Origin of the sequence: Arenibacter catalasegens, assembly GCF_002909235.1 — a bacterium.
GTDB classification, from domain to species: Bacteria; Bacteroidota; Bacteroidia; order Flavobacteriales; family Flavobacteriaceae; genus Arenibacter; species Arenibacter catalasegens.
In genome coordinates, this window is record NZ_PHQQ01000029.1 from 1 (window position 1) to 24,883 (window position 24,883).

22 protein-coding genes and 1 tRNA gene are annotated in these 24,883 nt (G+C 38.4%); 11 read left to right on the forward strand and 12 right to left on the reverse strand.

The window, feature by feature from the left end; genetic code table 11:
- Positions 1 to 6: 6 nt before the first annotated feature.
- Both CWD90_RS19065 and CWD90_RS19070 read right to left on the reverse strand, forming a co-directional pair.
- Positions 7 to 558, reverse strand: coding sequence for a relaxase/mobilization nuclease domain-containing protein (locus tag CWD90_RS19065; protein WP_103477663.1), 552 nt, complete (start codon positions 556 to 558; stop codon positions 7 to 9).
- Entirely contained in the window at positions 555 to 941 is a 387-nt protein-coding gene (locus tag CWD90_RS19070) for a hypothetical protein (RefSeq protein ID WP_157941276.1), read from the reverse strand. The genes CWD90_RS19065 and CWD90_RS19070 overlap by 4 nt, the downstream gene beginning before the upstream one ends.
- 170 nt (positions 942 to 1,111) lie before the next feature.
- Between CWD90_RS19070 and CWD90_RS19075 the strand changes: the two genes are divergently transcribed.
- Positions 1,112 to 1,372, forward strand: coding sequence for a hypothetical protein (locus CWD90_RS19075; protein WP_103477665.1), 261 nt, complete (start codon positions 1,112 to 1,114; stop codon positions 1,370 to 1,372).
- A gap of 324 nt (positions 1,373 to 1,696) precedes the next feature.
- On the opposite strand, the gene CWD90_RS19080 is transcribed toward CWD90_RS19075, so the two are convergent.
- Positions 1,697 to 1,776, reverse strand: a tRNA-Leu gene (locus CWD90_RS19080).
- Between the two features lie 151 nt (positions 1,777 to 1,927).
- Here CWD90_RS19080 and CWD90_RS19085 point away from each other — a divergent pair.
- The 3 genes from CWD90_RS19085 to pth all read left to right on the forward strand — a co-directional run bounded on the left by CWD90_RS19085 (position 1,928) and on the right by pth (position 4,252).
- Positions 1,928 to 2,869, forward strand: coding sequence for a ribose-phosphate pyrophosphokinase (locus CWD90_RS19085; RefSeq protein WP_103477666.1), 942 nt, complete (start codon positions 1,928 to 1,930; stop codon positions 2,867 to 2,869).
- A 40-nt stretch (positions 2,870 to 2,909) separates the two neighbouring features.
- The gene (locus CWD90_RS19090; protein WP_103477667.1) at positions 2,910 to 3,542 is read left to right on the forward strand and encodes a 50S ribosomal protein L25/general stress protein Ctc; all 633 of its coding nucleotides are present in this window, start codon (positions 2,910 to 2,912) and stop codon (positions 3,540 to 3,542) included.
- Positions 3,543 to 3,622: 80 nt separating this feature from the next.
- Positions 3,623 to 4,252, forward strand: a complete 630-nt coding sequence (gene pth / locus CWD90_RS19095) for an aminoacyl-tRNA hydrolase (RefSeq protein ID WP_205161275.1) — start codon at positions 3,623 to 3,625, stop codon at positions 4,250 to 4,252.
- A gap of 8 nt (positions 4,253 to 4,260) precedes the next feature.
- Here the strand turns inward: pth and CWD90_RS19100 are convergent, their stop codons facing one another.
- Both CWD90_RS19100 and CWD90_RS19105 read right to left on the reverse strand, forming a co-directional pair.
- On the reverse strand, positions 4,261 to 4,944 hold the full coding sequence (locus CWD90_RS19100) for a fibronectin type III domain-containing protein (protein ID WP_103477668.1): 684 nt from the start codon (positions 4,942 to 4,944) through the stop codon (positions 4,261 to 4,263).
- A 4-nt stretch (positions 4,945 to 4,948) separates the two neighbouring features.
- Positions 4,949 to 8,725 (reverse strand): reprolysin-like metallopeptidase, encoded by a 3,777-nt coding sequence (locus tag CWD90_RS19105; protein WP_103477669.1) that lies wholly within the window; start codon positions 8,723 to 8,725, stop codon positions 4,949 to 4,951.
- A gap of 52 nt (positions 8,726 to 8,777) precedes the next feature.
- Here CWD90_RS19105 and CWD90_RS19110 point away from each other — a divergent pair, with 52 nt between their 5' ends.
- Positions 8,778 to 9,704, forward strand: coding sequence for a bifunctional riboflavin kinase/FAD synthetase (locus CWD90_RS19110; RefSeq protein WP_103477670.1), 927 nt, complete (start codon positions 8,778 to 8,780; stop codon positions 9,702 to 9,704).
- Complete coding sequence (locus tag CWD90_RS19115; protein ID WP_103477671.1) at positions 9,705 to 11,021, forward strand: HTTM domain-containing protein; 1,317 nt, start codon at positions 9,705 to 9,707, stop codon at positions 11,019 to 11,021.
- Between the two features lie 29 nt (positions 11,022 to 11,050).
- Here CWD90_RS19115 and CWD90_RS19120 read toward each other — a convergent pair whose 3' ends face one another.
- Positions 11,051 to 11,431: a VOC family protein gene (locus tag CWD90_RS19120; RefSeq protein WP_103477672.1), complete on the reverse strand. Its 381-nt coding sequence runs from the start codon at positions 11,429 to 11,431 to the stop codon at positions 11,051 to 11,053.
- 89 nt (positions 11,432 to 11,520) lie between these two features.
- Between CWD90_RS19120 and serS the strand changes: the two genes are divergently transcribed.
- Positions 11,521 to 12,792: a serine--tRNA ligase gene (serS, locus tag CWD90_RS19125; RefSeq protein WP_103477673.1), complete on the forward strand. Its 1,272-nt coding sequence runs from the start codon at positions 11,521 to 11,523 to the stop codon at positions 12,790 to 12,792.
- An 11-nt stretch (positions 12,793 to 12,803) separates the two neighbouring features.
- On the opposite strand, the gene CWD90_RS19130 is transcribed toward serS, so the two are convergent.
- The 3 genes from CWD90_RS19130 to CWD90_RS19140 form a co-directional block, all read right to left on the reverse strand.
- Entirely contained in the window at positions 12,804 to 13,382 is a 579-nt protein-coding gene (locus CWD90_RS19130) for a phosphatase PAP2 family protein (RefSeq protein WP_103477725.1), read from the reverse strand.
- Between the two features lie 76 nt (positions 13,383 to 13,458).
- Positions 13,459 to 14,364: a diacylglycerol/lipid kinase family protein gene (locus tag CWD90_RS19135; RefSeq protein ID WP_103477674.1), complete on the reverse strand. Its 906-nt coding sequence runs from the start codon at positions 14,362 to 14,364 to the stop codon at positions 13,459 to 13,461.
- Between the two features lie 5 nt (positions 14,365 to 14,369).
- Positions 14,370 to 16,262, reverse strand: a complete 1,893-nt coding sequence (locus tag CWD90_RS19140) for an LTA synthase family protein (RefSeq protein ID WP_317045735.1) — start codon at positions 16,260 to 16,262, stop codon at positions 14,370 to 14,372.
- A gap of 265 nt (positions 16,263 to 16,527) precedes the next feature.
- On the opposite strand from CWD90_RS19140, the gene CWD90_RS19145 reads away from it, so the two are divergent.
- Complete coding sequence (locus CWD90_RS19145; protein ID WP_239986563.1) at positions 16,528 to 17,295, forward strand: phosphatase PAP2 family protein; 768 nt, start codon at positions 16,528 to 16,530, stop codon at positions 17,293 to 17,295.
- A 25-nt stretch (positions 17,296 to 17,320) separates the two neighbouring features.
- On the forward strand, positions 17,321 to 18,058 hold the full coding sequence (locus CWD90_RS19150; protein ID WP_103477677.1) for a COG4705 family protein: 738 nt from the start codon (positions 17,321 to 17,323) through the stop codon (positions 18,056 to 18,058).
- A 59-nt stretch (positions 18,059 to 18,117) separates the two neighbouring features.
- Here the strand turns inward: CWD90_RS19150 and CWD90_RS19155 are convergent, their stop codons facing one another.
- The 3 genes from CWD90_RS19155 to CWD90_RS19165 form a co-directional block, all read right to left on the reverse strand.
- On the reverse strand, positions 18,118 to 20,541 hold the full coding sequence (locus tag CWD90_RS19155; RefSeq protein WP_103477678.1) for an outer membrane beta-barrel protein: 2,424 nt from the start codon (positions 20,539 to 20,541) through the stop codon (positions 18,118 to 18,120).
- Between the two features lie 86 nt (positions 20,542 to 20,627).
- The gene (locus CWD90_RS19160) at positions 20,628 to 21,899 is read right to left on the reverse strand and encodes a sensor histidine kinase (protein WP_239986564.1); all 1,272 of its coding nucleotides are present in this window, start codon (positions 21,897 to 21,899) and stop codon (positions 20,628 to 20,630) included.
- A 3-nt stretch (positions 21,900 to 21,902) separates the two neighbouring features.
- Complete coding sequence (locus tag CWD90_RS19165; protein WP_103477727.1) at positions 21,903 to 22,577, reverse strand: response regulator transcription factor; 675 nt, start codon at positions 22,575 to 22,577, stop codon at positions 21,903 to 21,905.
- Between the two features lie 130 nt (positions 22,578 to 22,707).
- Here CWD90_RS19165 and CWD90_RS19170 point away from each other — a divergent pair, with 130 nt between their 5' ends.
- A complete protein-coding gene (locus CWD90_RS19170; protein WP_103477679.1) occupies positions 22,708 to 24,492 on the forward strand; it encodes a tetratricopeptide repeat protein in 1,785 nt (594 codons plus the stop codon).
- 69 nt (positions 24,493 to 24,561) lie between these two features.
- A complete protein-coding gene (locus CWD90_RS19175; protein ID WP_103477728.1) occupies positions 24,562 to 24,873 on the forward strand; it encodes a DUF4286 family protein in 312 nt (103 codons plus the stop codon).
- Positions 24,874 to 24,883: the final 10 nt, after the last annotated feature.

Consider the following 24,883-nt stretch of genomic DNA (forward strand, 5'->3'; position numbering starts at 1 on the left):
TAAGTTCTACAGCTTTTTCCTTAAACTCTGCAGTGTAATTTCTTTTTTCTCTTGACATTTTTCAAAGTTAATTTTAATAACTAAAACGCTCTTAACTCTATGTCCGGTTAAATATAGTAAGTCCAATAGTCCGAACCTTTTTTCAAGGTATCGTTGGGTCGCCACATTCCTTCGGTAGCTGTTGAAGATCCCGAGGACCTTTCCATCATCGTCCACATTGGTCGTAATGATATGGACATGCTCGTGCCCGGTATCGGTGTGCCTTACCATAGCAAAGGGCTGTCCGCCATAGCCCATTTGCGCCAAGTATTCCCTTGATACTTCTTGGAAGGTTTTGTCGTCCAGGTGTTCCCCCAGGGGAAGGTTCAGTGTAATATGGACATAACGGTTCTTGGTGGCATTGCGCTGTCCCTGGAAATGGAGTACCCTCTCGAAGAACTTTTGAGATATGTCCTGGGAGTACATATTCCCATAGCCGAGTATGCGCATGCCTTCCTTGCCGAAGACATAGTTCAGCATTCCCTTACAGCTTTCCCCATATCCTATCCTTCCTATCATCCCGTTCGTTCCTTTATTGTAATTTCCAAAAGTGCGCCTAGCAGTTCATTGGTCCTTCGTATCTCGTCCATCAAACTACTGTTGGGACTTCTTAGGTTCTTGAAGTGCGCCAGTTTTACCAATTGGTTGATGTTGCTGCCTATCCTGTTGATATGATGGGCAAGTTCCAAGGTGTCCGGCAGCCTGTCCTTTTCCTCCGATTCCCTGTCCAATACCAGCCTTCGTAGAAGAGGGCTAATTACGCCACGCTGAGAAATGTCAAGATTGTAAGATCCGGCTATTGTCTTGAGTCTCCCATATTCCGTATCGTTGAACCGGAGCATTACCTTATGGTACCGCTTACTTTTTCCCAATCGTTTTCGGCCTCTTTTCCCTTGTTCCATTTCCATTGTTTTTTTAGGCAAACACTTCGTCAGAAGTAGACAATTCTAAGTTACTTAGAATACAACTTGCTATCCTTTCCAAGGATAAATATAGTTGATCAATATTGAATATAACTATCTTATAATCAATATTTTAACATCTAAAAACATATAGAACCATATCAATTTAAATGGGTACAGACAGAATATTTATCTGGTTCAATATGGAGTTGAAAAAATTAAGAAATCATGGAAAAATCCTTTTTTTTGTGGGTAGGGGCAAGAAAGGTCAAGCGGCATTTTCGCCGATTGTGCTTTCTGCGGTTCTGAGGGGGTTCAAAAACCGGAAACGGAAAGATGCTGAATGCAGATTGGCGAAGCGAGTCTGTTCTGGTGGTTTTGGAGTTGAGGGGTTTTTTAACTTCCGCAAGAACGTCGATTTGGATATCTAATACTTCTATTTTAATAAAAAGCCTCTCAAAAAGTTTTGTAATACTGTGACTTTGTTAAATAGTTAATGTTTGATATGCTACCCAAGAAATCACTTTTCATGAACTGAAGGCAAAATGATTTTTTTGAAATAAAAATTCTCTTCCAACGCAAGTTCTAATAAATAACAAGCAAATTTTTCGAAACCATTTATTCTATCCATACTAGAATGGATCCTAATTGGTAACTTTCATATTATTAATATTATTCTTGAAAATCTAATTTGTTGTACCTATGTTGTACCTGGGAATAAAAAAGGCTCTAACATTTCTGTTAAAGCCTTGCTGTACTCGAGGCGGGAATCGAACCCGCACTCCGAAGAACTGGATTTTGAATCCAGCGCGTCTACCAGTTCCGCCACTCGAGCATTCTCAATTGCGACTGCAAAACTAAAGAATATTTTCTTTATATCAGCAAAAAAATAACAACATTTATACTTCAGCAACCCAAATTAATTTCTAAATTTGCACCTCCTTATTAAAAGGAGATCCAATAAACTAATAAACAATACGTTAACAATGCCATATCAAGTACCGGAGCCTAAGATTTTTACCTGTACCCAAAGTACCAAGCTATCTGAAAAAATAGCAGAGTCTTTTGGTTCCAGCTTAGGCAATGTTATTTTTTCTAGATACAGTGATGGAGAGTTTCAGCCCTCCTTTGAAGAATCTATACGTGGTATGCGCGTATTTATAATTGGTTCTACCAATCCTAGTTCGGAGAACTTGATGGAAATGTTGTTGATGTTGGATGCTGCTAAAAGGGCTTCAGCAAGACATATTACCGCGGTAATGCCATATTTTGGATGGGCAAGACAAGATAGAAAAGACAAACCTAGAGTGCCAATTGCAGCGAAATTAGTGGCTAAAATGTTAGAGGCTGCCGGTGCAACGCGAATTATTACAATGGATCTGCATGCAGATCAAATTCAAGGATTTTTTGAAAAGCCGGTAGATCATTTATTTGCTTCCACCTTATTTTTACCCTATTTAAAAAGCCTTAATTTAAGTAATCTGACCATTGCTTCACCAGATATGGGTGGATCTAAAAGGGCCTATGCCTATTCAAAGGCGCTTAGCAGTGATGTAGTTATTTGTTATAAGCAAAGGGCACAAGCCAATATAATTTCGCACATGGAACTTATTGGAGATGTGCAAGGGAAAAATGTGGTTTTGGTAGATGATATGGTAGATACAGCGGGGACCTTGACGAAAGCAGCCGATTTAATGATGGAGCGTGGCGCATTAAGTGTTAGGGCAATTACTACCCATGCACTTCTTTCCGGAGATGCATATGAGAAAATTGAAAAGTCCCAATTATTGGAGCTTATAGTAACCGACTCCATACCACTAAAAAAGGAAAGCAAAAAAATAAGGGTTATAAGCTGTGCAGAGTTATTTGCTGATGTAATGCACAGAGTACACCACAATACTTCCATTAGTTCCAAGTTTCTAATGTAAGGGAATAAGAGCGTAAATTAATTAATATTTAATAAATACAATGAAGTCAATTTCAATTAAAGGATCAGAAAGAGAAAGCGTAGGCAAAAAAGCAACAAAGGCCTTACGTAATGCTGGAAAGGTTCCTTGCGTGATATACGGAGGGGAAAAACCATTACACTTTTCAGCAGAAGAACTAGCGTTCAAAGATTTAGTGTACACTCCAAACGCACATACTGTTGTGGTTGAATTGGAAGGCAGTAAAAAGTTCGATGCTGTAATGCAGGATATACAATTTCACCCTGTAACCGATAGCATTTTACATGTAGACTTTTATCAGTTGTTCAAGGATAAGGAAGTTACTATGGACATACCTGTAAGGTTGTTGGGTAATTCACCAGGAGTTAGAAATGGTGGTAGATTGTTGTTCAGAAAAAGAAAACTTAGTATTAAGGCATTACCAGATAATTTGCCAGATTTCTTTGATATCGATATTTCTAAATTAAAGATTGGCGGAAATATTTCCGTTGCTACCTTGTTAAAAGATGAGTTTACTATCCTTCACCCAGAAACGACTGTAGTTGTTCAGGTTAAAGCTGCACGTAATGCGGTCTTGACAGATGAAGAGGATGAAGAAACTGAAGAAGGAGCTGAAGCTACTGCAGAAGCATCTGCTGAAGGCGGTAACGAATAGATTTTATCTAAAATAAGTGTAAAAAGCATCCCGTAACTACGGGATGCTTTTGTATTTTTATGAATTCCTGAAAGAGCATTATGTTCCACGTTTTTGAATCATTTTTTAAAAGGAACAAGTCATTGATGGACGAATTGGACAGTATGAAGAAATTCTTAATTGTGGGCCTTGGAAATATAGGGGAAGAATACTCGGAAACCCGCCATAACATTGGTTTTAAAATTCTGGATGCCTTATCCAGTACAGAAGGTTTTAACTTTGAAACTGGAAAGTTGGGGGATTTAGGAACTTTTAAGGTTAAGGGCAGGAGTATATTGTGTCTTAAACCATCTACCTATATGAACAGAAGTGGAAAGGCTGTAAAATATTGGATGGAAAAGGAAAATATTCCTCAAGAAAATATGTTGATTATTACAGATGATATTAATCTTTCTTTTGGAACAATCCGTTTAAAGACAAAAGGTAGTGATGGTGGCCATAATGGATTAAAGGATATTCAAGAGTACCTGCTCACTACCAATTACAATAGATTGAGGTTTGGTGTTGGTTCGAATTTTGGAAAGGGCAAACAAATAGATTATGTCTTGGGGGAATGGAATGAAGAGGAAAAGGATGCCTTGGTGAAACGTTATGAGCGGATTGGTGAGCTTGTCCGTTCGTTTGTATTGTCTGGGGTCAATAGAACAATGAACGAGTTTAACGGCACCTAATAAAGACCTTAGCGTACTTTAAATTCAGAAATGCTGTTCGTTGCCGTATTTCCTTCCCGGTCCATGGTCACTATTCTCCAATAATAGACCGTATTTGCTACTACACTAACCTTGTAATCCGATTTTCCGGAGGTAAGTGAAGCAATCAAGGTGGTTGGTGGCGTTTCAGTTGAAAAATATACATCATATCCTTCTAGATCATTGTCCACATCGGCACCTTCCCAATCCAAAAGAACTTCATTGTTAAGGTCCTTTGATATGTTAGTTCCTGTTTTGGGTGATATAACTTCTGCAGGAAATGGAGCGTAGGTGGTTTCTACACCAGCGTTATAAAATCTCCAGGTTTCACTTCTTGCCGTTTCCGATACTTTGGTGTTTTTGGAAATTACAAGCCAAGAATAAGGTGCGCCTTTTACTATTGCTAGTTTTGCCGAGGTTCCGCTTACTACAATGGTTTGGGTAGTAGTATTATTCAAATTGGTAGCCCTTACCTCATAGGATTCTGTGTGGTCCGAAGTTTGCCACCTAAACTCTACTAAAGAGGTATTTGTTCCAGTAACATCCTGTCCGGTCGTACATTCAGAGTTTTTCTGTGGAAAGACCAGAAGTGAGGACAAGGGTGGTTTTGGAGAATCCTTACCTCCGCATCCCACTAAGGCCAAAAAACACAAAAATATGGCTATTGGTTTCATCCGCTTATTTCTTTACAACTTTAAAAGTACTATTTATCCCCACTCCAGTTACCTTAAGGATATAAATACCTGAGGGTAATCCTAAAAAGCCAATCCTGATTTCATTGCCGGTAAGGGTATAATCTTTATTGCTGATCAATTGACCATTATAATTAAAAATTTTGGTATTTACACTATTGGGGCCATTATTGAACAACAGGCTAATTTCCTCCACAAATGGGTTGGGGAATACCAAAGGCTCATCAATGAGCAATAATTGCTCTTCAAATACACCCTGGCATGGTAAATTTGTAGATACTTTAATTTGGTTGATTCCTTTTTTTAGGTCCAATGTTATGCTTGAAGATTTGGTTTGGGTTACAATACCATTTAATTCAACATTGTATAAAAAGCCTCCTTCTAAATTCAATTGGGTTTGATTTCCATCCGCAACAAGTTTTGTAGTCACGCTCAAAGGTGGAGGTTGTGTAACAATTACTTGGAAACAATAGGGTTCATATACCTTACTACCTTCCGTTCCCATAATGCATAATTCATAAGTGCCGGCAGCAAGGCCTTCTTCAAAATAGAAATTGGTAAAATTACTGCTCTCATTAACTCCAGGTCCCGTTAGGGTAACTTCGTATGCCATGTTTATACCGGCAACCACACGTATGGAACCATTATTTTGGTTGCTACAGGATTCGCTGTTGATCTCAACTTCAAAATTATCCGCAGGGAATAAATAAACGGGACAACCGCTTAAATCTACTAGAGCTCCCAATGGGGTGTTAAGGCATAGGTCATCACCATCATCAAATACGCCATCTTTATCCTCATCTGCCCTGAAGGTACCTTCTACACAAATGTCCAAGGAGAAAGCATTTATTGACCCTCCATCCGATGCAGCGATGTCTTTTACTTCCAAAATCCAATCCCCATACGTAGATTCCCCGTTAAACGCACCTAAAGTCCCTAAGGGTCTAACGGTCCCTTGTATTGCTGCTGGTGTTGTTGAACATATAAAGCTATCCCCAGCATCATCAAAAGTGGCCAATATATCCTGATTTCCTCCACAGGAATTGGATACTAGAATTACTCGAGTACCAGCAGGTGAGATAAGGCTTATTTCTAAATCGGCTAGGAATGTATGGGTCAGGTCCAAATTAACATTTACATCTGCAATGGGCAGATCGTTCAACAGTGTAATTTTAGAGGTTACTGTAGGTGCACCGATTGTTGAAATGGTAAGCGGTAAATCCTTAGCAACTTCCAAAGCACAATTCATTTCTAAAGTTGTAAAGCTAAATGCAGGGCCAAAGGTCCCCTCCCCACAACTATTTTTGGGTTTAATGCGCCAATAATAGGTGGTTTCCGGCACTAAATTAGTGGTTAAATAGGAATTAAAAATAACACTGCCCGTCTCAATAATATTGGTAAAGGAGGCTTCATCCGCTATCTCAATATCAAAGGAAGTATAAGAAGTATTGGACTCCCACTCCAATACCGAGGCAATACGTGCATTAGTGAATCCATTGGTGGGCAACTGCAGTACTACATCAGAGAAGGCGTTATCCAGGATTTTGACATCTATGGTAACCTCTTTGCTGACTGTAGCTGAAGTGGCGATTATTGTTATGGGATAATTTCCTGGATTTACCAAATCGGTATTGGAAAAGGTAATGTCCACTATAGTATCGTTCACTATGGCAGAGCTGGGGGAAAAATCAACGGACATTCCGGGAGGCATTCCAGTGGCAGAAAAAGTTGCTTCTTCAGAAAAACCATTAAATGTTTGGTAGGTAAAGGGTGCTATCAAGTCATTGCCTTGACAAACCTCGTGTTGCAATTGGGCAAAATTCAATACAATGTCTGAGGCGGTTATTGTAAAATCTACAGCATTCACAGCTAAAAAGATATTGTCGTGTGCACTGACCATTATTCGGCCAGATGGCGTAGCAAATCCAGGGATTAATACATCCTGTTGTCCATCGTTGGGTACGCTATCGGCCAATTTAATGGGAAAGGAGGCGCCTCCATTGGCGGAAAAATAGATATCTACCTTTTGGGTGTTCACAGGACCTTGGTCCGTATTGGCTACATCCCAAACAACCTCTTGCCTGGTACCTGCAGTATAAATTTCATTAATGGATTGGGAGGTTATGACGAATGGCCCTGCATTGTTTATTACAGTAACCTTAACAAGGTCCGATGCTACTTGTCCTCCTCCTACGGAATTGTCCCTAACCGTAAGTGCAAAATCCAGTTCCCTTTCTACACTGGAAACCGTTTCCCATGTGGTGTTTACGTTGGGATTGGTTTGAGTTAGGTTACCCGATACAATGCTGCTGAGTCTTGGAAAATATCTGGTAGTTTTTACTGTAGGCTTTACGGACCTAAAGTTGGCTCCGCTTAGATTAGTTGGTCCAAAGGTGTTGTGGGTTACTATTCCATCATTAATTTGCTCCCAATTGTAAGTAAGAATATCGTCCACATCCACATCTGTTGCATTCCCTGTTAATTTAAATGCTGTAGATTTTGGAATGGTGAAATTACCGGAGGACACTATAATGGGTGGGGAATTTATAATGGAAATCTCTTGTCCACAACTGGTAGTTTTAATGTATTCCAATATTTGAAAAATGCTGTAATAATGAAAATAATCGTCACCGTTTAGAGCTACATTGTTGCTGCCTGAGATTCCTGCATATCCCATGATTGTGGAGCCGCTTCCCGGTTCTGCCTGGACTAAGGTGCCTTCAGATTCAAAGGACCAAGTGTGGTTGGCCCCAAATTGATGTCCCATTTCGTGGGCTACAAAGTCGAGGTCAAAAATATCTCCTTGTGGCGTTAATGCCGAAGAATATGCGCTCCCTTTTCTGGAATCTATGCAGACCGAGGCTATAAAGCCGGCATTTCCTCCATTTTCGTCTTTTTGGAACAAATGTCCAACATCATAGTTTTCCGCTCCTATAACAGTAGTTAAGGTGTTCTGTATTTCTGAATTAAGATTTGACCCATAGGGGTCGGTGTCTTTGTTGGTGTAAATGACAAGATCCGTATTGGCTACAATCTCCAAGCTGATACCCAAATCGGTTTCAAAAATTTCATTTATCCTAGTAACGGTGGCATTAATGGCGGCTAAGGCATCTGGCACGGTGCCTCCGTGAAATTCAGTATACTCCCCAGTTGCAGAGATAGCCACTCTAAATTTTCTTAGAACTTGACCGTCCACCAATTTTAGGGCAGAGGCCCCTATTTTTTTTTCCATTTGCGATTGGGTTTCACAAATAAAATTAGTATTCATCATTAAGGCGTCCTTTCTGTTGTACACCATATATTCATCCTCGGAATTTGATAGTTTCTGCATGAAAGTGGCACTTTTGCTATCCCCGTAGACAATCATGCTTTGAATACCATTCTGGGAAACACTAAATCTTACCTTGTCTTTGGCATTGGTTAAACCCTTACCTGTATAAGATTTTATTTGGGGATATTTCTTGGCAAGTTCTGGGGATAGTACTGAGGCTTCTTGGACAACAAACGGAATCAAGTCCCCGTTTTCATCAGGAAAATTTATTATTTTGGAAGCTTTATTGATGTTGGTTGACCTAAGTTCATTGACAAAAATATCCTTTTGCAATGAAAAAGTGGTGCCATTTTTCACATCCAAAGCTACCGTCTGCCCCTGGGATCGGTTACTCCTAGAATCGGTTTTTTGCCAATATTTAGTTTGGCCAAATCCGCAATAGCAAAGAAAAAATATGGATATTGAAAAAACAAGACGTAATTTTACAACCATCAAGCGGGTTTTTGTACAAACTCAAAGATAAGTTTTTTTATTATTCCAATTTGTGATAACAGTTCAAAGCATCTCCAATTACGACAAAGCGCACCCCACTGCCATTACTATCGGCACTTTTGATGGTGTGCATATCGGTCACCGTAAAATTTTAGAACGTCTCATTAATAATGCCAAAGTACTGAATCTAAAATCTACAGTACTTACTTTTTTTCCGCATCCCAGAATGGTGCTTCAAAAGGATGTCTCTATTCAACTTTTGAATACCATAGATGAGAAGATCAAAATAATGGAAGAAATAGGTGTAGATTATTTAATTGTACACCCATTTACCAAAGAGTTTTCTAGGTTATCCGCTACCCAATTTGTTAGGGATATTTTGGTCAATGATTTAAAGACAAAGAAAATCATAATAGGCTATGATCATAGGTTTGGAAGAAATAGGAATGCCAATATAAATGACCTAATGGCTTTTGGAAATGCGTTGGAATTTGAAGTAGAAGAAATATCGGCCCAAGAAATCGATGATGTTTCCGTAAGTTCTACAAAAATTAGAAAGGCCTTGGAGGGGGGAGATATGAAAACGGCCAATCTGTATTTAGGCTATAAATATATGCTTACAGGGACCGTTGTTAAAGGAAAAGGTTTGGGGCGTAAATTAAACTTTCCTACGGCCAATTTATCCATTCCCGAAGAGTATAAGCTAATACCCAAGAATGGGGTCTATGTGGTCAGTAGTGTTATAGATGACAAAACCGTTTTTGGAATGATGAACATCGGTTTTAATCCAACCGTGGAAGGCAAGACCAAAAGTATCGAAATTAATTTCTTTGATTTCGATCAAGATCTATATGGTAAAAAAATTCAAATAGATATAATTGAACGCATTAGGGATGAACATAAGTTCGATTCCGTTGATGCTCTAAAGACACAGTTGAATAAGGATAGGGAGACCTCCCTTTCCATTATCTCCAAGTAAATGTTAGATCGATTTCTTTTTAAGCAAATCGATAATAGTCCGCTCCTTATTTTTAGGATATTTTTTGGCATCTTGGTCAGTCTCGAATGCTACGGTGCCATTATTACGGGTTGGGTCAAAAAAAACCTTATAGACCCCCAATTTACCTTTAGTTTCATTGGTTTTGAATGGTTGCAGCCCCTTCCGGGCCTAGGCATGTATTTTTATTTTTTTGTGATGGGAACTCTGGGAATTTGCATTGCTTTGGGGTATAGGTACCGTTATAGCATTATTGCTTTTACGTTGCTTTGGACAGGGGTTTACCTTATGCAAAAAACGGCCTACAATAATCACTATTATCTATTGATATTAATTGCAACAATAATGGCCTTTTTGCCCGCTAATAGGAACTATTCCCTGGACACCAGAAGTAATCCGTCCCTAAAGGCCAATAAGATGTCGGCCTGTGTAAAATGGATAATTGTTTTGCAGCTGTTTATTGTTTACACCTATGCTTCCTTTGCCAAGTTGTACGGCGATTGGTTGGATTTTAGTATTATAGAGATACTTTTTAAAAACAAAAGGAGCTATCCTTTAATTGGTGATTTCCTACAAGAACCTGTGCTTCATAGGATAGTGGGTATTTCAGGGATTCTATTCGATTTGCTCATCGTACCCGCCCTTTTATGGAAACCTACTCGAAAATGGGCTTTTGTGGCCTCGATTTTCTTTCATTTGTTTAATTCCATTGTTTTTCAAATCGGTATTTTCCCATATTTGGCATTGGCATTCTCAGTATTCTTTTTTGAACCAGAGATAATTAGGAAAATATTTTTCAAGCATAAAGAACCGTATCAGAAGGATGAAGTTATTGTGCCTAAGAATAGAAAGCTAGTTTTGGGTGTTTTGTTCATTTATTTTTTAATTCAATTGGGGCTTCCTGTCCGGCATTATTTTATAAAAGACGATGTTTTATGGACAGAAGAGGGGCACCGAATGAGTTGGAGAATGATGCTGCGAAGTCGCACGGGTATTACATCGTTTAAAGTGGTGAATAGTACCACCAAAAATTCGTTTTTGGTAAATTTGGATGATTATCTAACAAGAGTACAAAAAAGTAAAGTTTCCTGCTACCCAGATTTTATTTGGCAATTTACCCAACGGTTAAAAAAGGAATACCAAGAAAAGGGCGAGGAAATTTCGGTCTATGTAAATTCCAGGGTAAGTGTCAATGGCAAACCTCACCAACAATTTATAGATCCAGAAATTGATTTTGGGAAGGTATCCTGGAGTCATTTTAAACACAATGATTGGATTTTACCGTCATTACCGAAATAATAACCACAAGGGTTAAGATTTGTGTTTTGCTAAAAAACTTTGGCCCTATGGCAAAGTTGCAGGGGCATACCCCAAGGGTCGCGGAGCATCACCAAATGGCTTCCGTCTGCCTTTTTGATTTCCTCTGCGAAACTGGCCCCTTTGTCCAATAATCTAATTTTATCTTTTTCGGCGTTTTCGGATACAAAAGCTATATGAAAGGTGAGGGGGTGCTTTGCCTTAAAATTTGTAATTTCCTCATCAGGTCTATGGTAAAGTTCCATAATTACGCGCCCGGATGAATCTTCCAAAAAGGTCATAAAAGGAGCTTCCGTTTGTTCACTAACTACCTTTAGACCCACATTGGTAACATACCAATCTTTAATGTCCTTGATGTTTTTTACATTTAAGGCTAAGTGTTCAAAAACCATAGATTTTAGAATTGCGGATTATATCTAGGCTAAATTTATGCCTAAAATCCGAAGATTAGGTTAAATTTGCACGATAAAATTTTAAAAAAATGTTGCAGTTACAGGCTATCCGTGAAGATAAAGAACAAATTATAGAAGCTTTAAAAAAGCGTAATATAGATGCCCTTCCGCTTATTGAAAACGTACTTCAATTGGATGAAAAACGGCGTTCACTGCAAACACGATTAGATAATACCCTGGCAGAATCCAATAGTATCTCCAAGGAAATAGGAGCCCTTTATAAAAGTGGAAAAGCGGCAGAAGCCAATGTTTTAAAGGAACGTACTGGTAGTTTAAAAGAGGAATCCAAGGAATTGAATGAAGAATTGACATCAGCAGCCGGGGAGCTTCAAAGCTTATTGTACCAAATCCCAAATGTACCCCATGCTTCAGTTCCGGCGGGAAGCACAGAAGAGGATAACGAAGAGATCTTTAGGGAAGGGGACATTCCCGTTTTAAAGGAGGGGGCATTGCCTCATTGGGACTTGGCAAAGAAATATGATATTATAGATTTTGAATTAGGGGTTAAAATAGCCGGTGCGGGATTTCCGGTTTACAAAGGCAAAGGAGCTAGATTACAACGGGCACTTATCTCTTACTTTTTAGATAAGAATGCAGCGGCAGGATATAATGAGATTCAAGTGCCGCATTTAGTAAATGAGGCCTCTGGTTATGGTACAGGTCAGTTGCCCGATAAAGAAGGGCAGATGTATCACGTTGGTGAAGATGATCTTTATCTGATTCCTACTGCCGAGGTACCGGTAACCAATATCTTTAGGGATGTTATTTTAAACGAGGGCGATTTTCCAGTAACGCATACCGCATATACGCCTTGCTTTAGAAGGGAGGCCGGGAGCTATGGCGCCCATGTTCGCGGATTAAACCGTTTACACCAATTTGATAAGGTAGAAATAGTGCGTGTTGAGCATCCCGAGAAATCATATGAGGCCTTGGATGGTATGGTTGAGCATGTAAAGAATATCTTAAGGGAATTAAAATTGCCTTATAGGATCTTACGTCTTTGCGGCGGAGATTTAGGTTTTACTTCTGCTCTTACATTCGATTTTGAAGTTTTCTCAACTGCCCAAGATCGTTGGTTGGAAATTAGCTCGATATCTAATTTTGAAACGTATCAGGCAAATAGGTTGAAATTACGCTATAAGGACGAAAATGGGAAAAGCCAATTGGCGCATACCTTAAATGGTAGCTCTTTGGCATTGCCACGTGTACTGGCGGGAATATTGGAAAATTACCAAACGGCAGACGGAATACAAATTCCTGAAGTTCTTGTTCCCTATACTGGTTTTGATAAAATAGACTAGGATCCGCAGGATTAAAATTTATAGGAATATCCCAAAAGATAGTTGCCCGTATTACTGCTAAAGGTGATTTCCATATGTTTTTTTTGGTACGGCGTCGTAAAAATATAGGAGCTGCCAACACCGATTATGGCACCTGCCAAGACATCCCAAACGTCATGTTTATCCGCTTGTAATCTAGTATAGCCTGTAAACCCTGCAAGGGCGTAGGCAGCGGCACCATATTTCCAACCGTATCGTTTTTGAATAAAGGCCGCACTCTGAAAGGTGGTTGACGTATGTCCTGAAGGAAAGGAAGAATTGTTGCTTAAATCCGGTCTTGGCTTATCTATGGCCATTTTTAATCCTATCGTTAGGGCTTGGTTTAACATAAATCCCTTGGTAAACTGCCAGGTTCCCTGTTTATCCCCAACTGCTATGGTGCTGCCCAATGCGGATGCTGGTAGGGCAATCAGTAAAACATCACCTATGTCGGTTATAGTTTTGTCCTGAGCCGACAGCATATTGGTGCCAAAGATTATTAGGGATACTAGAAGTGCTGTCCTGGTGTACTGAGGGATTATTAAGAATCCATTGTTTAAAATAGAAATCATTTTAAAGCCGTTAACAGGTGTGCTACTTGCATACCCAATGGTTGGCATAAATAAAATGAATGAATCTAAAGATAAATTAAAGTTGGAGCCCAATGTTTTTGGGGACAAGAATACCCAAAGATTTCTCCAAGACGGAAATGTTTATGTCTTTATCTTCAACCTTATGGAATTCCCCATCAATTTGCGAGTCTAAAAATAGTCCCTCATTCCTGGAAATTAGTATTGTTTTGGTTTGATAGGTTTTAATTTCCTTAAGCCAATGGGGCCTGCGGATCAACATGAGAGCACCAAACAACAGCATTTTTAGTTTGCTTATTTGGGGAACTATTAGTACGTCCAAATGCCCATCCATCAAGGAGGCTTTTGGTGTTAAGCTAATGTTGAATCCAAGTTCGTTCGAGTTGGAGATAAATATTAAAAAGGGGTTATTAATAACGTGGTTCTCATCTATGCATATCTTAACATTCCTTTTTTTGTTAAACTCGTTAAAGGATTTAAAGGAAGCGGCGAGGTAACCTACTAAAGTTCTTTTTTTTAGGGCTTCATAGTTCTTTATGACGTTGGCGTCAAAGCCCATTCCTGTATTGCTAAAAAAATATTGTTCATTTATTCTTCCAACATCAATAGTCACCATATCATTCTTTTTAATTACCTCAATGGCTTTTTCAATAACTTGAGGAATCATAAGATGTGAGGCAAGTCCATTGCCAGATCCAATGGGTATTATGCCTAGTGTCACGTTAGTGCCTACCAAACAGGAGGCAATTTCATTGATGGTGCCGTCTCCACCGCAGGCCACAATAGTATGGGCCCCTTCTTTGACTGATTCCTTTGTTAAGACAATGGCCTGTTTTTTAAATTTGGAAAATTTAACGGAAAGGCTGTAATCCGTTTCTTTGAAGTAAGGCTTTAGGTAGTCAATATCTAAAATATTATTGCCAGAACCGGCCTTGGGATTGATGATAAAATGAATATTCTTCAAAATACTTATTGCTTTGACTTTAGCCCTTGTTGGGTGTATAAATAATTAGCTACCTGATAAAATGCGATGGTAGTATCTAGATAATTCTTGTCCATAGGAATTAAAGATAGGTTATTATTGGCGGGATTCCATTCATAAAAATTGGCCTTCCTTTGATCTCCCAATACCATTACTTTATTACCCTTTAAAAGTCCTAACTTTCTGTAATTACCTATAAATGCCCTTTCGTCTTCTGGTTTCATATTAAGAACATCTTTCCCGAAAAGATTACTGGTGTAATCCCAATTTAAAAACGAAAATACTGTGGGGAACATATCTATCTGCGAACAAAGCTTATTAACTTTTTGGGGTGCAATATCCGGCAGATTACAGATCATAGCAGGTATGTGATAATTGTTGATGTCCAATTCCCCTCTTCCTGCACTACTGGCACAATGGTCGCTCATTATAACCAGTACAGTGTTTTTAAACCAGGGTTTTGTCCTAGCGATTTTTAGAAATTCCCCTATGGCAAAATCGGTATACTTTATGGCTCCAGCCCTGCTGGTACCGGAGGGAATGTCTATTTTGTCTTCTGGATAGGTGTAGGGCTTGTGGTTGGAGGTGGTCATCACAAAATTAAAAAACGGTTTTTTGGCTTTGTGGGCCATATCGGCTTCTTTTATTACCTTCCTGTAAATGTCCTCATCGCATACACCCCAAGCATTTTCAAAGGTAACTTCTTCATCCTCAATGTTGGTTCGTGTAGTTTGTATTCCCTTATCCAATAAAAACCCTCTTCCTCTATCTACAATATTAAAGCCATTGCCGCCAAAGTAGGTGTTCATATTATCGAAATAACCATCTCCCCCATAAAAGAAATTGCGGCTGTATCCCATATTTTCAAAGATTTCTCCAATGGTGAATAGTCCTGTATTGTTGGCCCTTTTTACAATGCTCCTTCCTTGGGTAGGGGGAATGGACAGTGTTATGGCTTCCATGCCGCGTACGGTCCTAGTTCCCGTGGCGTATAGATTGGTAAAAAATATGCTGTTATTGGCCAGGCTGTCCAAGGTTGGTGTAATGTTGTAATCACCACCAAGGGAATTTAAGTATTTACCACTTAAGCTTTCGATACAAATAAAGATGATGTTGGGTTTGATGGGTTTATTGATGGAATCCGTATGGTGAATTGTTCGCAATATGGAATGTTCCTTTGGTTTAATAAAGGTTGCATTTTCATTGTTGAAGGATGCTTTGACCAGTTCAAAGGCCTTTTCAGTATCTATAGTGTTGTAAAATTCAGTATACGAAAGTTCGTTGTTCCGAAAGGCGGAAAAAAATGAATAGATTCCTGCCTTGGATAGTTCATTGTTGTATCTGTTGGTAAACTGTTCTGCATGTTTGTTCTTAATAAAAAAGCCTGAAATAATAGTTACACCCAAAACCACAAAAAAGGGTAGTAACTTGGCCTTAAAGTGGGCCGTACTTTTAAAGGTTTTTGAAAATGCAGCTTTTTTATAAGTGATAAAAATCAAGGTTCCAACAGCTATCAAGATCAGGCCAACCAAATAGGGTATGGGGTAGGATTCATTGATGTTTGTGACCACCTCATAGGTGTATACCAAATAATCGACCGCAATAAAATTAAATCTATTTTTAAATTCGTCCCAAAAAGTGATTTCGGCGAAGAAAGAAAATAGAAAAATCATTAAACCTATAGTGTAAGCTACATAAGTAATCCATCTATCTACAATACTTCCGTGGAACTTTTGGGGCATTAGCAGTAAATAAATGCAGTAAGGCAATGCAAAGAACGAGATGGTGCCTAGATCAAACAAAAATCCAATACCGAAAGTAGCGATTAGTGCTCCGATTGAGGTGTCAATTTCCCCAAAGCTCCATATCAGGAATACCATCCTAACTAAAAAAGACAGCGTTAGGAATATTAGGATGAAAGTTTTTAATAGTGCAAATCGGTCAGGGAATATTTTTTGCCACATTTTAAGATCGATAGAATAAATATGTTATAAAATTAGATTTGAAATCTAAGGGAAACTTAAAGTTGAGTAGTTCAGGGGAGTTTGTCCTAATGTTTAAGGTTCTTTAATTTATGACTTTAGATTTTAAAGAGATTTGGAATTTAGCTTTGAATTCCAAAGTATTATTTAAATCTATTAAAACTTGAAATTCATCCGTTTGGTATTCTTGGCATCTATGTGCACAATGTGTGTTGTGACACCCGTCATGGCTCAGCAATCAAGTCATGATAGTATCGCTTTTTCCAATAAGTATAAGTTTAAATACCCAAGCATAATTGTTCCGGCTTCACTAATTGCCTATGGTATTGTTGGAATTGAAAGCGATGGATTAAAGTTGGTTAATTCTGGGGTTAAAGAAGAGGTGAATGAGCATATAGATCAGAAAATAACCATCGACAATTTCTCTCAATATGCCCCGGGTCTATCTGTATATGGGTTGAACATGTTAGGGGTAAAAGGGGAACATGATTTTTGGGATAGGACCATTATTCTTGCTACTTCGTATGTTATTATGAGTTCAAGTACCTTGGGATTAAAGGCCATAACTAAGGTAAAAAGACCAGATGGTAGTTCCTTGAATTCCTTTCCTTCAGGTCATACGGCAACGGCTTTTATGGGGGCAGAATTTCTATATCAGGAATACAAGTCGGTTTCGCCATGGATTGGTGTAGCTGGGTATTTAGTTGCAACCGGAACAGGGATGTTTCGCGTTTATAACGATAGGCATTGGATTACCGATGTGGTCGCCGGTGCTGGGATTGGAATATTAAGCACAAAAATTGCCTATTGGTTAATGCCATATTTTCAAAATAAACTTTTTAAAAGGGAAAGGGAAAAGACAACAACTGCAATGTTGGTTCCTTTTTATTCCAAGGAAGCTTTTGGATTGTCATTTACTACGGCTTTTTAATTATTTAAACTAATCGAAACAATTTATGAAAAAGGTGGCCGAAGTAACACTGGTTTTTTGGGTTATGAAAATATGTGCAACCACCTTTGGAGAAACCGCTGGAGACCTGCTATCTATGACTTTAAAGATAGGTTATGGGTTAAGTTCTGTTATACTGCTCGGATTTTTTTTGATGACATTGATACTTCAACTAAAATCAAAAAAATACAATCCGGTAATTTATTGGCTGGTAATCATTTCAACCAGTACGGCAGGTACTACCATTTCGGATTATATGGATAGAACTCTTGGCTTGGGATATGCAAAGGGGTCATTACTGCTCTTTTTGTGTCTCATGATCGTTTTATTGGTTTGGTGGAAGACGGAAAAGTCATTGGAAGTATCCAATATTTCAACCTTTAGACCAGAGTTGTTTTACTGGATAGCTATCTTGTGCTCCAATACTTTAGGTACTGCCTTGGGTGATTATCTCGCAGATGATTCGGGTCTAGGGTTTGCTGGTGGAGCACTGTTAATAGGCTTATTGCTACTGGGTGTGGTATTCTTGAAATTTTATACCCAAGTGTCCACTATTTTACTCTTTTGGATTGCTTTTATTTTAACCAGACCATTTGGGGCCACTTTTGGAGACTTACTAACAAAACCTCTAGAAAAGGGCGGGTTAAATCTCGGGACTATCGGTTCCTCAGCGGTATTACTTTCAATTTTGTCCATTTTGATTATAAATGAGCTGGTACGAATGCATAAAAGGGGAATAACTTAAAATATTGAATTGATTACTTTGGTTATCGAATAATATAAGACAAGGGAAGTTTTGTAATATTAAAACTTATACTTAAATCCAACTCTTGCTATCTGTGTTTCAAAATAATTCTCATAAATAGCTGTAAAACCATCACTTTTCACTTCCTGCCGTAGGCCAAATGTGTTAAAGATGTCCGAGGCAGATAGTGTAAATTCTCCATGACCGTCCCAAACAATTTTCTTTATACCTGCATCAATCGAGGATCGTGATAGTTCTTTGCCTTGAGGAATATTCTTGTCCGAGTAATATAAGCCAGTAAGTTGTAGGGTCCAGTTTTTAGGCAAGGTAACTTCGTTATTAATTTTAAAATCTCCTGCATTATCGGTTGATTTTTCAATAAGAAATGGCCTCACATAAGGGAATAATAAAGAGCCAGTATAGTTGTCTATGTGGTTTGCGTACCAATTAAAACTGGCGGACAATTTCCAATTTCGGGTCATGTCCTGACTTAGCAGTAACTCAATTCCGGTATTTGTGGCATTACCTGTATTTTGATATATTTTGTTTACAATATCATAATCAGGGTTGGAGTCGTCTATACTAAAAATACGCATATATTGATCCTTGGTCATTCTGTGGTACAATGCAGAAAAAAGGGAACCGCTACCCCAGCTGTATTTATGGGCAAGTTCCATGGCGTCCGTGAATTGTGGCCGTAGATACGGATTGCCCACCTTTAGGAGTTCCGGATCGTCGTATTTTGGAAAAATCCTAAGTTCTGGTTCCCCTGGTCGGTCTACCCGTCTATTATAGAATACGGAGAACTTATTGTAATCATTGAGTTTATAAGTAAATCGCAGGCTAGGAAAAAGTTCGAAATAGTTGTAGGCGTCGTTATTTTGATAGTAGTTATTTGCGGGATCTATATCATAAAAAACATCGGTGTGCTCGGCCCGCATACCTGCTTCAATGTCAAATTTTTCTTGTTCCAATAAATAGTTGGTGTAAAGGGCATAAAGATTTTCGCCCCAATCGGAATATGCCCCCATATTGGGATATATAATACTATTGTTCCCAGGAGTTATAGTATAATCCACGGGTAGTCTTCTGATTCTAGCCTTGGTTCCCAATTCTATTTTTCCGTGCTTTAAAGCCCTGGAATAATCCGCAGAGAAGCTTGTTGTATGTTCAACGGCCAAAATATTGGTGGCGTCCCTTCCCACCCTAATGGCGGAACTATCGTTCAGGAAATAGCTTTCATCCTCCAGCCCTCTAGTGTATTGTGCATTGGCACTAAGCGTATGTCCAATCTTGGAAAATTTGTGTTTGTAATTAACGGCAACATTTATATAACTTGTAATTTCTTCCTCCTGCCAATTGTAATACCTTTCCCGGGTATTGGTATTCAGATTTGTAAAAGCTACCTGCGAGGTGTCTATGTGTTTTTCGCGATCATACATTCCGGAAAAGGTGATAGCATCATTTTCAGTAAGCTCCCAATCCAAGCCGCCATTAATAATTACCCTAAATTGTCTGCGGTTTTCAGGTACTTGGGAAATAGTATTTCTGCCATCATCATAATGGCGGGTAGTAAACTCATTATTTGGCAGGGCTTCCTGCACTATAAATTCCGATAGAACAAAGTAGTTCAATTTATTGGTCTTGTAATTGAAATTGAGACTGGGAATAAGTTTTGGGTTAAGGGAGAAAGAACCCAGATCGGTCTTGGTGTCCTCCTTCTTTTTATCAAATGCCCCAAGGCCAAATGAAAGTCCTACATCACCATTAAACCCGGTTTGATTTTCTTTTTTATAAATGATATTGATAATCCCTGCAAATCCATTTGCGTCGTATTTGGCAGAGGGATTATTGATTATTTCAATTTTTTCGATGTTGGTAGCTGGGATATTGCCCAGTCCTTTTTGATTTCCGTATCCCGTAAGGCTGGATTGTTTTCCGTCAATTAAAATAACGACCTTATCGCTTCCGCGAAGTATTACTTTACCTTCTTGATCAAAGCTAACCCCGGGCATAGTTTTCATGGCATCCAATACAGAACCCCCTGATTGGGCAATGTTATCACTTAGGTTAAAGGATTTTTTATTCAATTCAGAATTGGTAGTTGCCTGTTTTGCACTAACCTCTATCTCATTTAGCATTTCTGCGTCTGGGAATAGTGCTATACGGCCCAGGTCAAATACAGTGTTAAGGCCAGTTGTAATTATTTTTTGTGTTGCTCCTGCATATCCCAAATAAGAAAAATAAATAGTATAGGTGTCTACCGGGATATTCTCAATTAAGAACATACCATCATCGTCGGTAACGGCCCCTGTTACCAAAACATTATCGGAAAATCGGTTTACCGAGACATTGGCAAATGGTAAGGTCTCATTAGTGTCGGCATCTATCAATCGCCCAGTGATGCTGATGGATTTCTGTGCGGAAACTGCTGTAAGTCCAAGTAGTATAAATAGTATTAAAAGGAAGGTGTTTTTTTTCATTATGGTGTTCTAAATTCAAAATTGTGGAAAAGTAGGAGAATAATCTAAAGAGAATTTAAAGCTTATCTCCTTGGGCATATTTATTTTTAGGAGGCTTGTGTTGTATCAAAATCTATTGAAAAACAATGATGGTCTTTTATATGCTTATAGGAAATATGGTAACCGTATAGATCACATATTTTTTTTACAATGGCCAGCCCCAAGCCTGTCGATTTTGTTTCCTTGGTTTCCCTGTAAAATCGGGTAAATAGATGTTGTGGATTGGCAATTGGCTTTTGGCCAAAATTGGATACGGTAAGAATCATGTCTTTAGCTTCAATGGTTATGGGCTCGCTATTGGAGTTATGCTTAATAGCGTTGGAAATTATGTTGTTGCACAATATCTCCGCTAAATAAGGATCCATGCTGGCCCAAATGTTGTTGGTTTTTTGAAAGGAAAGGGTAATTGAGGTTATCTCACTAAAATTTGCGATGATTTGGTCTGTAAGACCGGTAATGTCAATATTTTCCTTGTGCGTAAATTGTTGATTCTCTAATTTGGTCAACAGGGTCAGGCCTTTGTTTAATTGTGTTAAGCGCTGTATGTCCCTTTGGATAGAGGTTAATTGTTTAAATTGTACCTCGGTTACCGTTTGATCGTTTATTATATTTTCAATTTTAGCCTGTATAATGGCAAGAGGGGTCTGTAGTTCGTGGGAGACGTCTTCTGTATATTGTTTCAAGTTTTCGTAATCGTCCTTAACTTTACCTGTCAATAGGGTAATCTCTTTATTCAATTCGGAAAATTCAAGAATTTCACTGTCCAGAAACTGTATTGGTTTTTTGGACAACAACGAAAATGTTTTCATTTGTTCCAAATTGTGGAAAAACGGATGCCAGAGCTTCTTGTTATAGGATTTATTTAGATAAAACTGGAAAATAAAAACAAGTAGGATTATAAATATGTAAGAAAGGATTATGGCCCATAAAATTTCCTTAGACTCAACAACAAGAACGCGGACAGATATCTTGTAAAATTTGCTGTTTATATTCTTATAGGTAGATAATTCCCTGAACAATTCCATTTCATTTTGGGAGGGGTCGTATATGACTGTGTCTTTAGTAAATGTAGCTTGGGGGTGGTCTACCTCCACCACCTCAATTATAGGGGCCAGGGAACTGGGGTGTTTTCCTGCAATTAGGGCGCTTTCTATTCTTGCCTCTGCTGAAAACAATTCTTCTTCCACTTCCTGCTTAAGAAGCCAACTTACGTAAAAGTAGAGCGCAAAGGTACTAATGATCATTAATAGCAAACTGGCCCAAAGAAATGTTTTGGATGCTTGTTGCAACAGCGGTATTTTAATATTCTTCTTGGCCAAGTTTTATTCTTCAGTAAATTTATAACCACTCCCGTATGCGGTCTTGATGTATTTTGCACCTTCGAATGTTAATTTTTTCCTCAGGTTGTTGATGTGCACATAGATAAAATCAAAATTATCTGCCAAATCGCTATTATCACCCCATAAGTGTTCTGCAATAATTTCTTTGGAGAGTACCCTATTTTTATTCGTAATAAAGAAAAGTAATAGGTCGAATTCCTTTCTGGTAAGGGTCATAGGAGTGTCCATTATATAGGCGGATTTAGCCCTGGTATCTATTCGTATTTCATTGAATACAATACTTTCATCGCCACCAAATTTACCTCGTCTCAAAACGGCTTTTATACGCGAATTAAGCTCGGCCAAATGAAAGGGCTTGGTGATATAATCATCTGCCCCAAAATCTAGGCCTTCAAGTTTATCGCTCAAGGAGTTGTTGGCTGAAATAATTATTACACCCGCTTTTTTCTTTTCTTTTTTTAGCTGTTTTAGCACATCCAAGCCACTTCCTGTGACCAAATTGATATCAAGTATAATTATGTCGTAATCATATAGCGATACTTTGTAAATGGCCTCATCATAATTGGAAGCGCATTCACAAACATTCCCATCCTTTTCCAAATAGGTAACTATGGATTGTTGTAAAGAAGTTTCGTCTTCTGCTATTAAAAGTTTCATGTACACAAGATAATGATCAAAGTTACATCTAAAATCTATAGAGAATTTAAAGTTTTGTTCCAGGTAATTCTTTGTATTCCCCTTAACGTCCACTTTATACATTCTACGTATCTTTGAAAAAAAAGATTCCTTGCGACCATTTCTCTTCTTTCTTATATTTTCCTGTTGCCAATTGCTGCTTTCCCAAGAAGACTTCTTGGCAAAACAGTATTTTGAGGATGGCGCCTATGAGAAGGCGGTTGTGTTTTATGAGAAGTTGGTCGCCAAAAACCCAATGAGGACGGATTATGGTGAGGGGTTGGTTGCCTGCTACCAACAATTGGAAGCATATGATAAGGCAGAACAATTCTTGTTGAAGGCTGTAGATGGGCAAAATATTTATCCTACGATGCTGATTGAGCTGGGTTACAATTATACCTTGCAGGAAATGCCAGAAAAGGCAACCGAGTATTATAACGCAGCGCTCCAGAAAATAAATGAAAATCCGAATTTCGGCTATGGCCTTGGCTATAGATTTCAAAAATATGCTTTGTTGGATTATGCCATTAGGGCATATTCTCTTGCAATGGAGTTAAACCCCCAATTGGATTATAATTTTCAAAAGGCAAGGATTTATGGTGAGCAGGGGAACATAGAACAAATGTATGATTCCTACTTAAAATTAATTAGTGAAGGCAGGGCTTCCCAGGCTAATGTACTTAAGAATATAAATGATTTTATTAGTTCCGATGCTGAAAACCCCAATAACATAAAATTCAAAAAGGTCGTACTTCAGAATGCTCAAAAGAACCCGGATATTTTGTGGAATGAACTGTTGAGCTGGCTTTTTGTACAGCAGAAACAATTTAAAAGTGCCTTTAGTCAGGAAAAGGCGATTTATAAAAGGGGTGCTGAAAATTCTTTGCAACGTTTACAGGGATTGGGTAAATTGGCATTGGAGGAACAAGATGAAAAAACGGCAAAGGACATATTTGAATATATTTCTCAAAATAGTGCCGATGCTGTCATGGTTTTGGATGCCCAACTTAATCTTATCGATATAGATTTACTCGATGCTGATGAAAAAGTGCTGGACAAGGTTCAGGCTAAGTTTAATGATTTATTAAATGTTTACGGTTATGAAATGGAAACTTTACAACTTCAAATTGCCTATTCTAAATTTTTAACGTTTAATAGAAATACCCCGGAACCCGCCATTGAAATTCTAGGTCAAAGCCTAGAACTTCCTCTAAATAATTACGGCAAATCCTTTATTAAAAGTACCTTGGGCGATATATTGGTATATGATCAGAAATTTAATCAGGCATTGATCTATTTTTCCCAAATCCAGAAAGACCTAAAAAACGATGTCCTAGGTCAAGAGGCCAGGTTTAAGGTAGCACAAACCAGTTTCTATAAAGGGGATTTTGATTGGGCGCTGACCCAATTAAAGGTGCTTAGAGGATCAACTTCTCAATTAATGGCCAATGATGCCATGCAATTAAGCTTGTTGATTTCGGACAACTCTTTGGAAGATTCTACTCAAACAGCTTTAAAAAAATATGCCCGTGCAGACTTCTTGGCGTATCAAAATAAAAAGAAGGATGCCGTTGCTCTATTGGAGGATATCCTCCAAAACCATAAGGGGGAGAAAATTGAGGATGAGGCACTTATGAAGCAGGCTGAAATTTTAACGGAGTTAAAGGATTATGAAAGGGCAGAATTTAACTATCTTAAAATAGTGGAATTTTATGCCAATGATATTTTGGCGGATGATGCTAATTTCGCTTTGGCTGAATTGTATCGGAATATTCTAAATCAACCTGAAAAGGCAAAGGCCCATTACGAGAAAATCATCTATAATTATCAGGATAGTTACTATTTTCCACAGGCTAGGAAGAATTTCAGGATGCTGCGGGGAGACAGTATCAATTAATTGTCCAAAAAACCTGGCACATTTTTAAACGAAGTTGAATTTTCCCATTTGGGAAAGCAAAGAAATAGCATGTATATCTATAATGTTACCATGAATATTGAAGAATCGATTCAGAAGAATTGGTTGTCGTGGATGAAGGAGGTCCATATCCCCGAGATGTTGGCCACTGGAAAGTTTTCCAAGGCTTTAATGACCAAAGTTTTGGTAGAGGAGGAGATGGGCGGCATTACCTATTCCATTCAATATACGACCGATTCTAAAGAGATGTTACAAAAATATTACGACGAAGACGCAGAAAGACTCCGTAAAAAAGTGATGGAACTCTTTGCTGGGAAGTTTGTTGCCTTTAGGACAGAGTTGGCTATCATAAGCGAACACTAATTGTATTACT

Excerpts from the sequence above, each read along its gene's own strand:
- CWD90_RS19065 (WP_103477663.1), bottom strand. The coding sequence starts at position 558 with ATGATAGGAAGGATAGGATATGGGGAAAGCTGTAAGGGAATGCTGAAC.
- CWD90_RS19070 (WP_157941276.1), bottom strand. The coding sequence starts at position 941 with ATGGAACAAGGGAAAAGAGGCCGAAAACGATTGGGAAAAAGTAAGCGG.
- CWD90_RS19075 (WP_103477665.1), top strand. The coding sequence starts at position 1,112 with ATGGGTACAGACAGAATATTTATCTGGTTCAATATGGAGTTGAAAAAA.
- CWD90_RS19085 (WP_103477666.1), top strand. The coding sequence starts at position 1,928 with ATGCCATATCAAGTACCGGAGCCTAAGATTTTTACCTGTACCCAAAGT.
- CWD90_RS19090 (WP_103477667.1), top strand. The coding sequence starts at position 2,910 with ATGAAGTCAATTTCAATTAAAGGATCAGAAAGAGAAAGCGTAGGCAAA.
- pth (WP_205161275.1), top strand. The coding sequence starts at position 3,623 with ATGTTCCACGTTTTTGAATCATTTTTTAAAAGGAACAAGTCATTGATG.
- CWD90_RS19100 (WP_103477668.1), bottom strand. The coding sequence starts at position 4,944 with ATGAAACCAATAGCCATATTTTTGTGTTTTTTGGCCTTAGTGGGATGC.
- CWD90_RS19105 (WP_103477669.1), bottom strand. The coding sequence starts at position 8,725 with ATGGTTGTAAAATTACGTCTTGTTTTTTCAATATCCATATTTTTTCTT.
- CWD90_RS19115 (WP_103477671.1), top strand. The coding sequence starts at position 9,705 with ATGTTAGATCGATTTCTTTTTAAGCAAATCGATAATAGTCCGCTCCTT.
- CWD90_RS19120 (WP_103477672.1), bottom strand. The coding sequence starts at position 11,431 with ATGGTTTTTGAACACTTAGCCTTAAATGTAAAAAACATCAAGGACATT.
- serS (WP_103477673.1), top strand. The coding sequence starts at position 11,521 with ATGTTGCAGTTACAGGCTATCCGTGAAGATAAAGAACAAATTATAGAA.
- CWD90_RS19130 (WP_103477725.1), bottom strand. The coding sequence starts at position 13,382 with ATGATTTCTATTTTAAACAATGGATTCTTAATAATCCCTCAGTACACC.
- CWD90_RS19140 (WP_317045735.1), bottom strand. The coding sequence starts at position 16,262 with ATGGTATTCCTGATATGGAGCTTTGGGGAAATTGACACCTCAATCGGA.
- CWD90_RS19150 (WP_103477677.1), top strand. The coding sequence starts at position 17,321 with ATGAAAAAGGTGGCCGAAGTAACACTGGTTTTTTGGGTTATGAAAATA.
- CWD90_RS19155 (WP_103477678.1), bottom strand. The coding sequence starts at position 20,541 with ATGAAAAAAAACACCTTCCTTTTAATACTATTTATACTACTTGGACTT.
- CWD90_RS19165 (WP_103477727.1), bottom strand. The coding sequence starts at position 22,577 with ATGAAACTTTTAATAGCAGAAGACGAAACTTCTTTACAACAATCCATA.
- CWD90_RS19175 (WP_103477728.1), top strand. The coding sequence starts at position 24,562 with ATGTATATCTATAATGTTACCATGAATATTGAAGAATCGATTCAGAAG.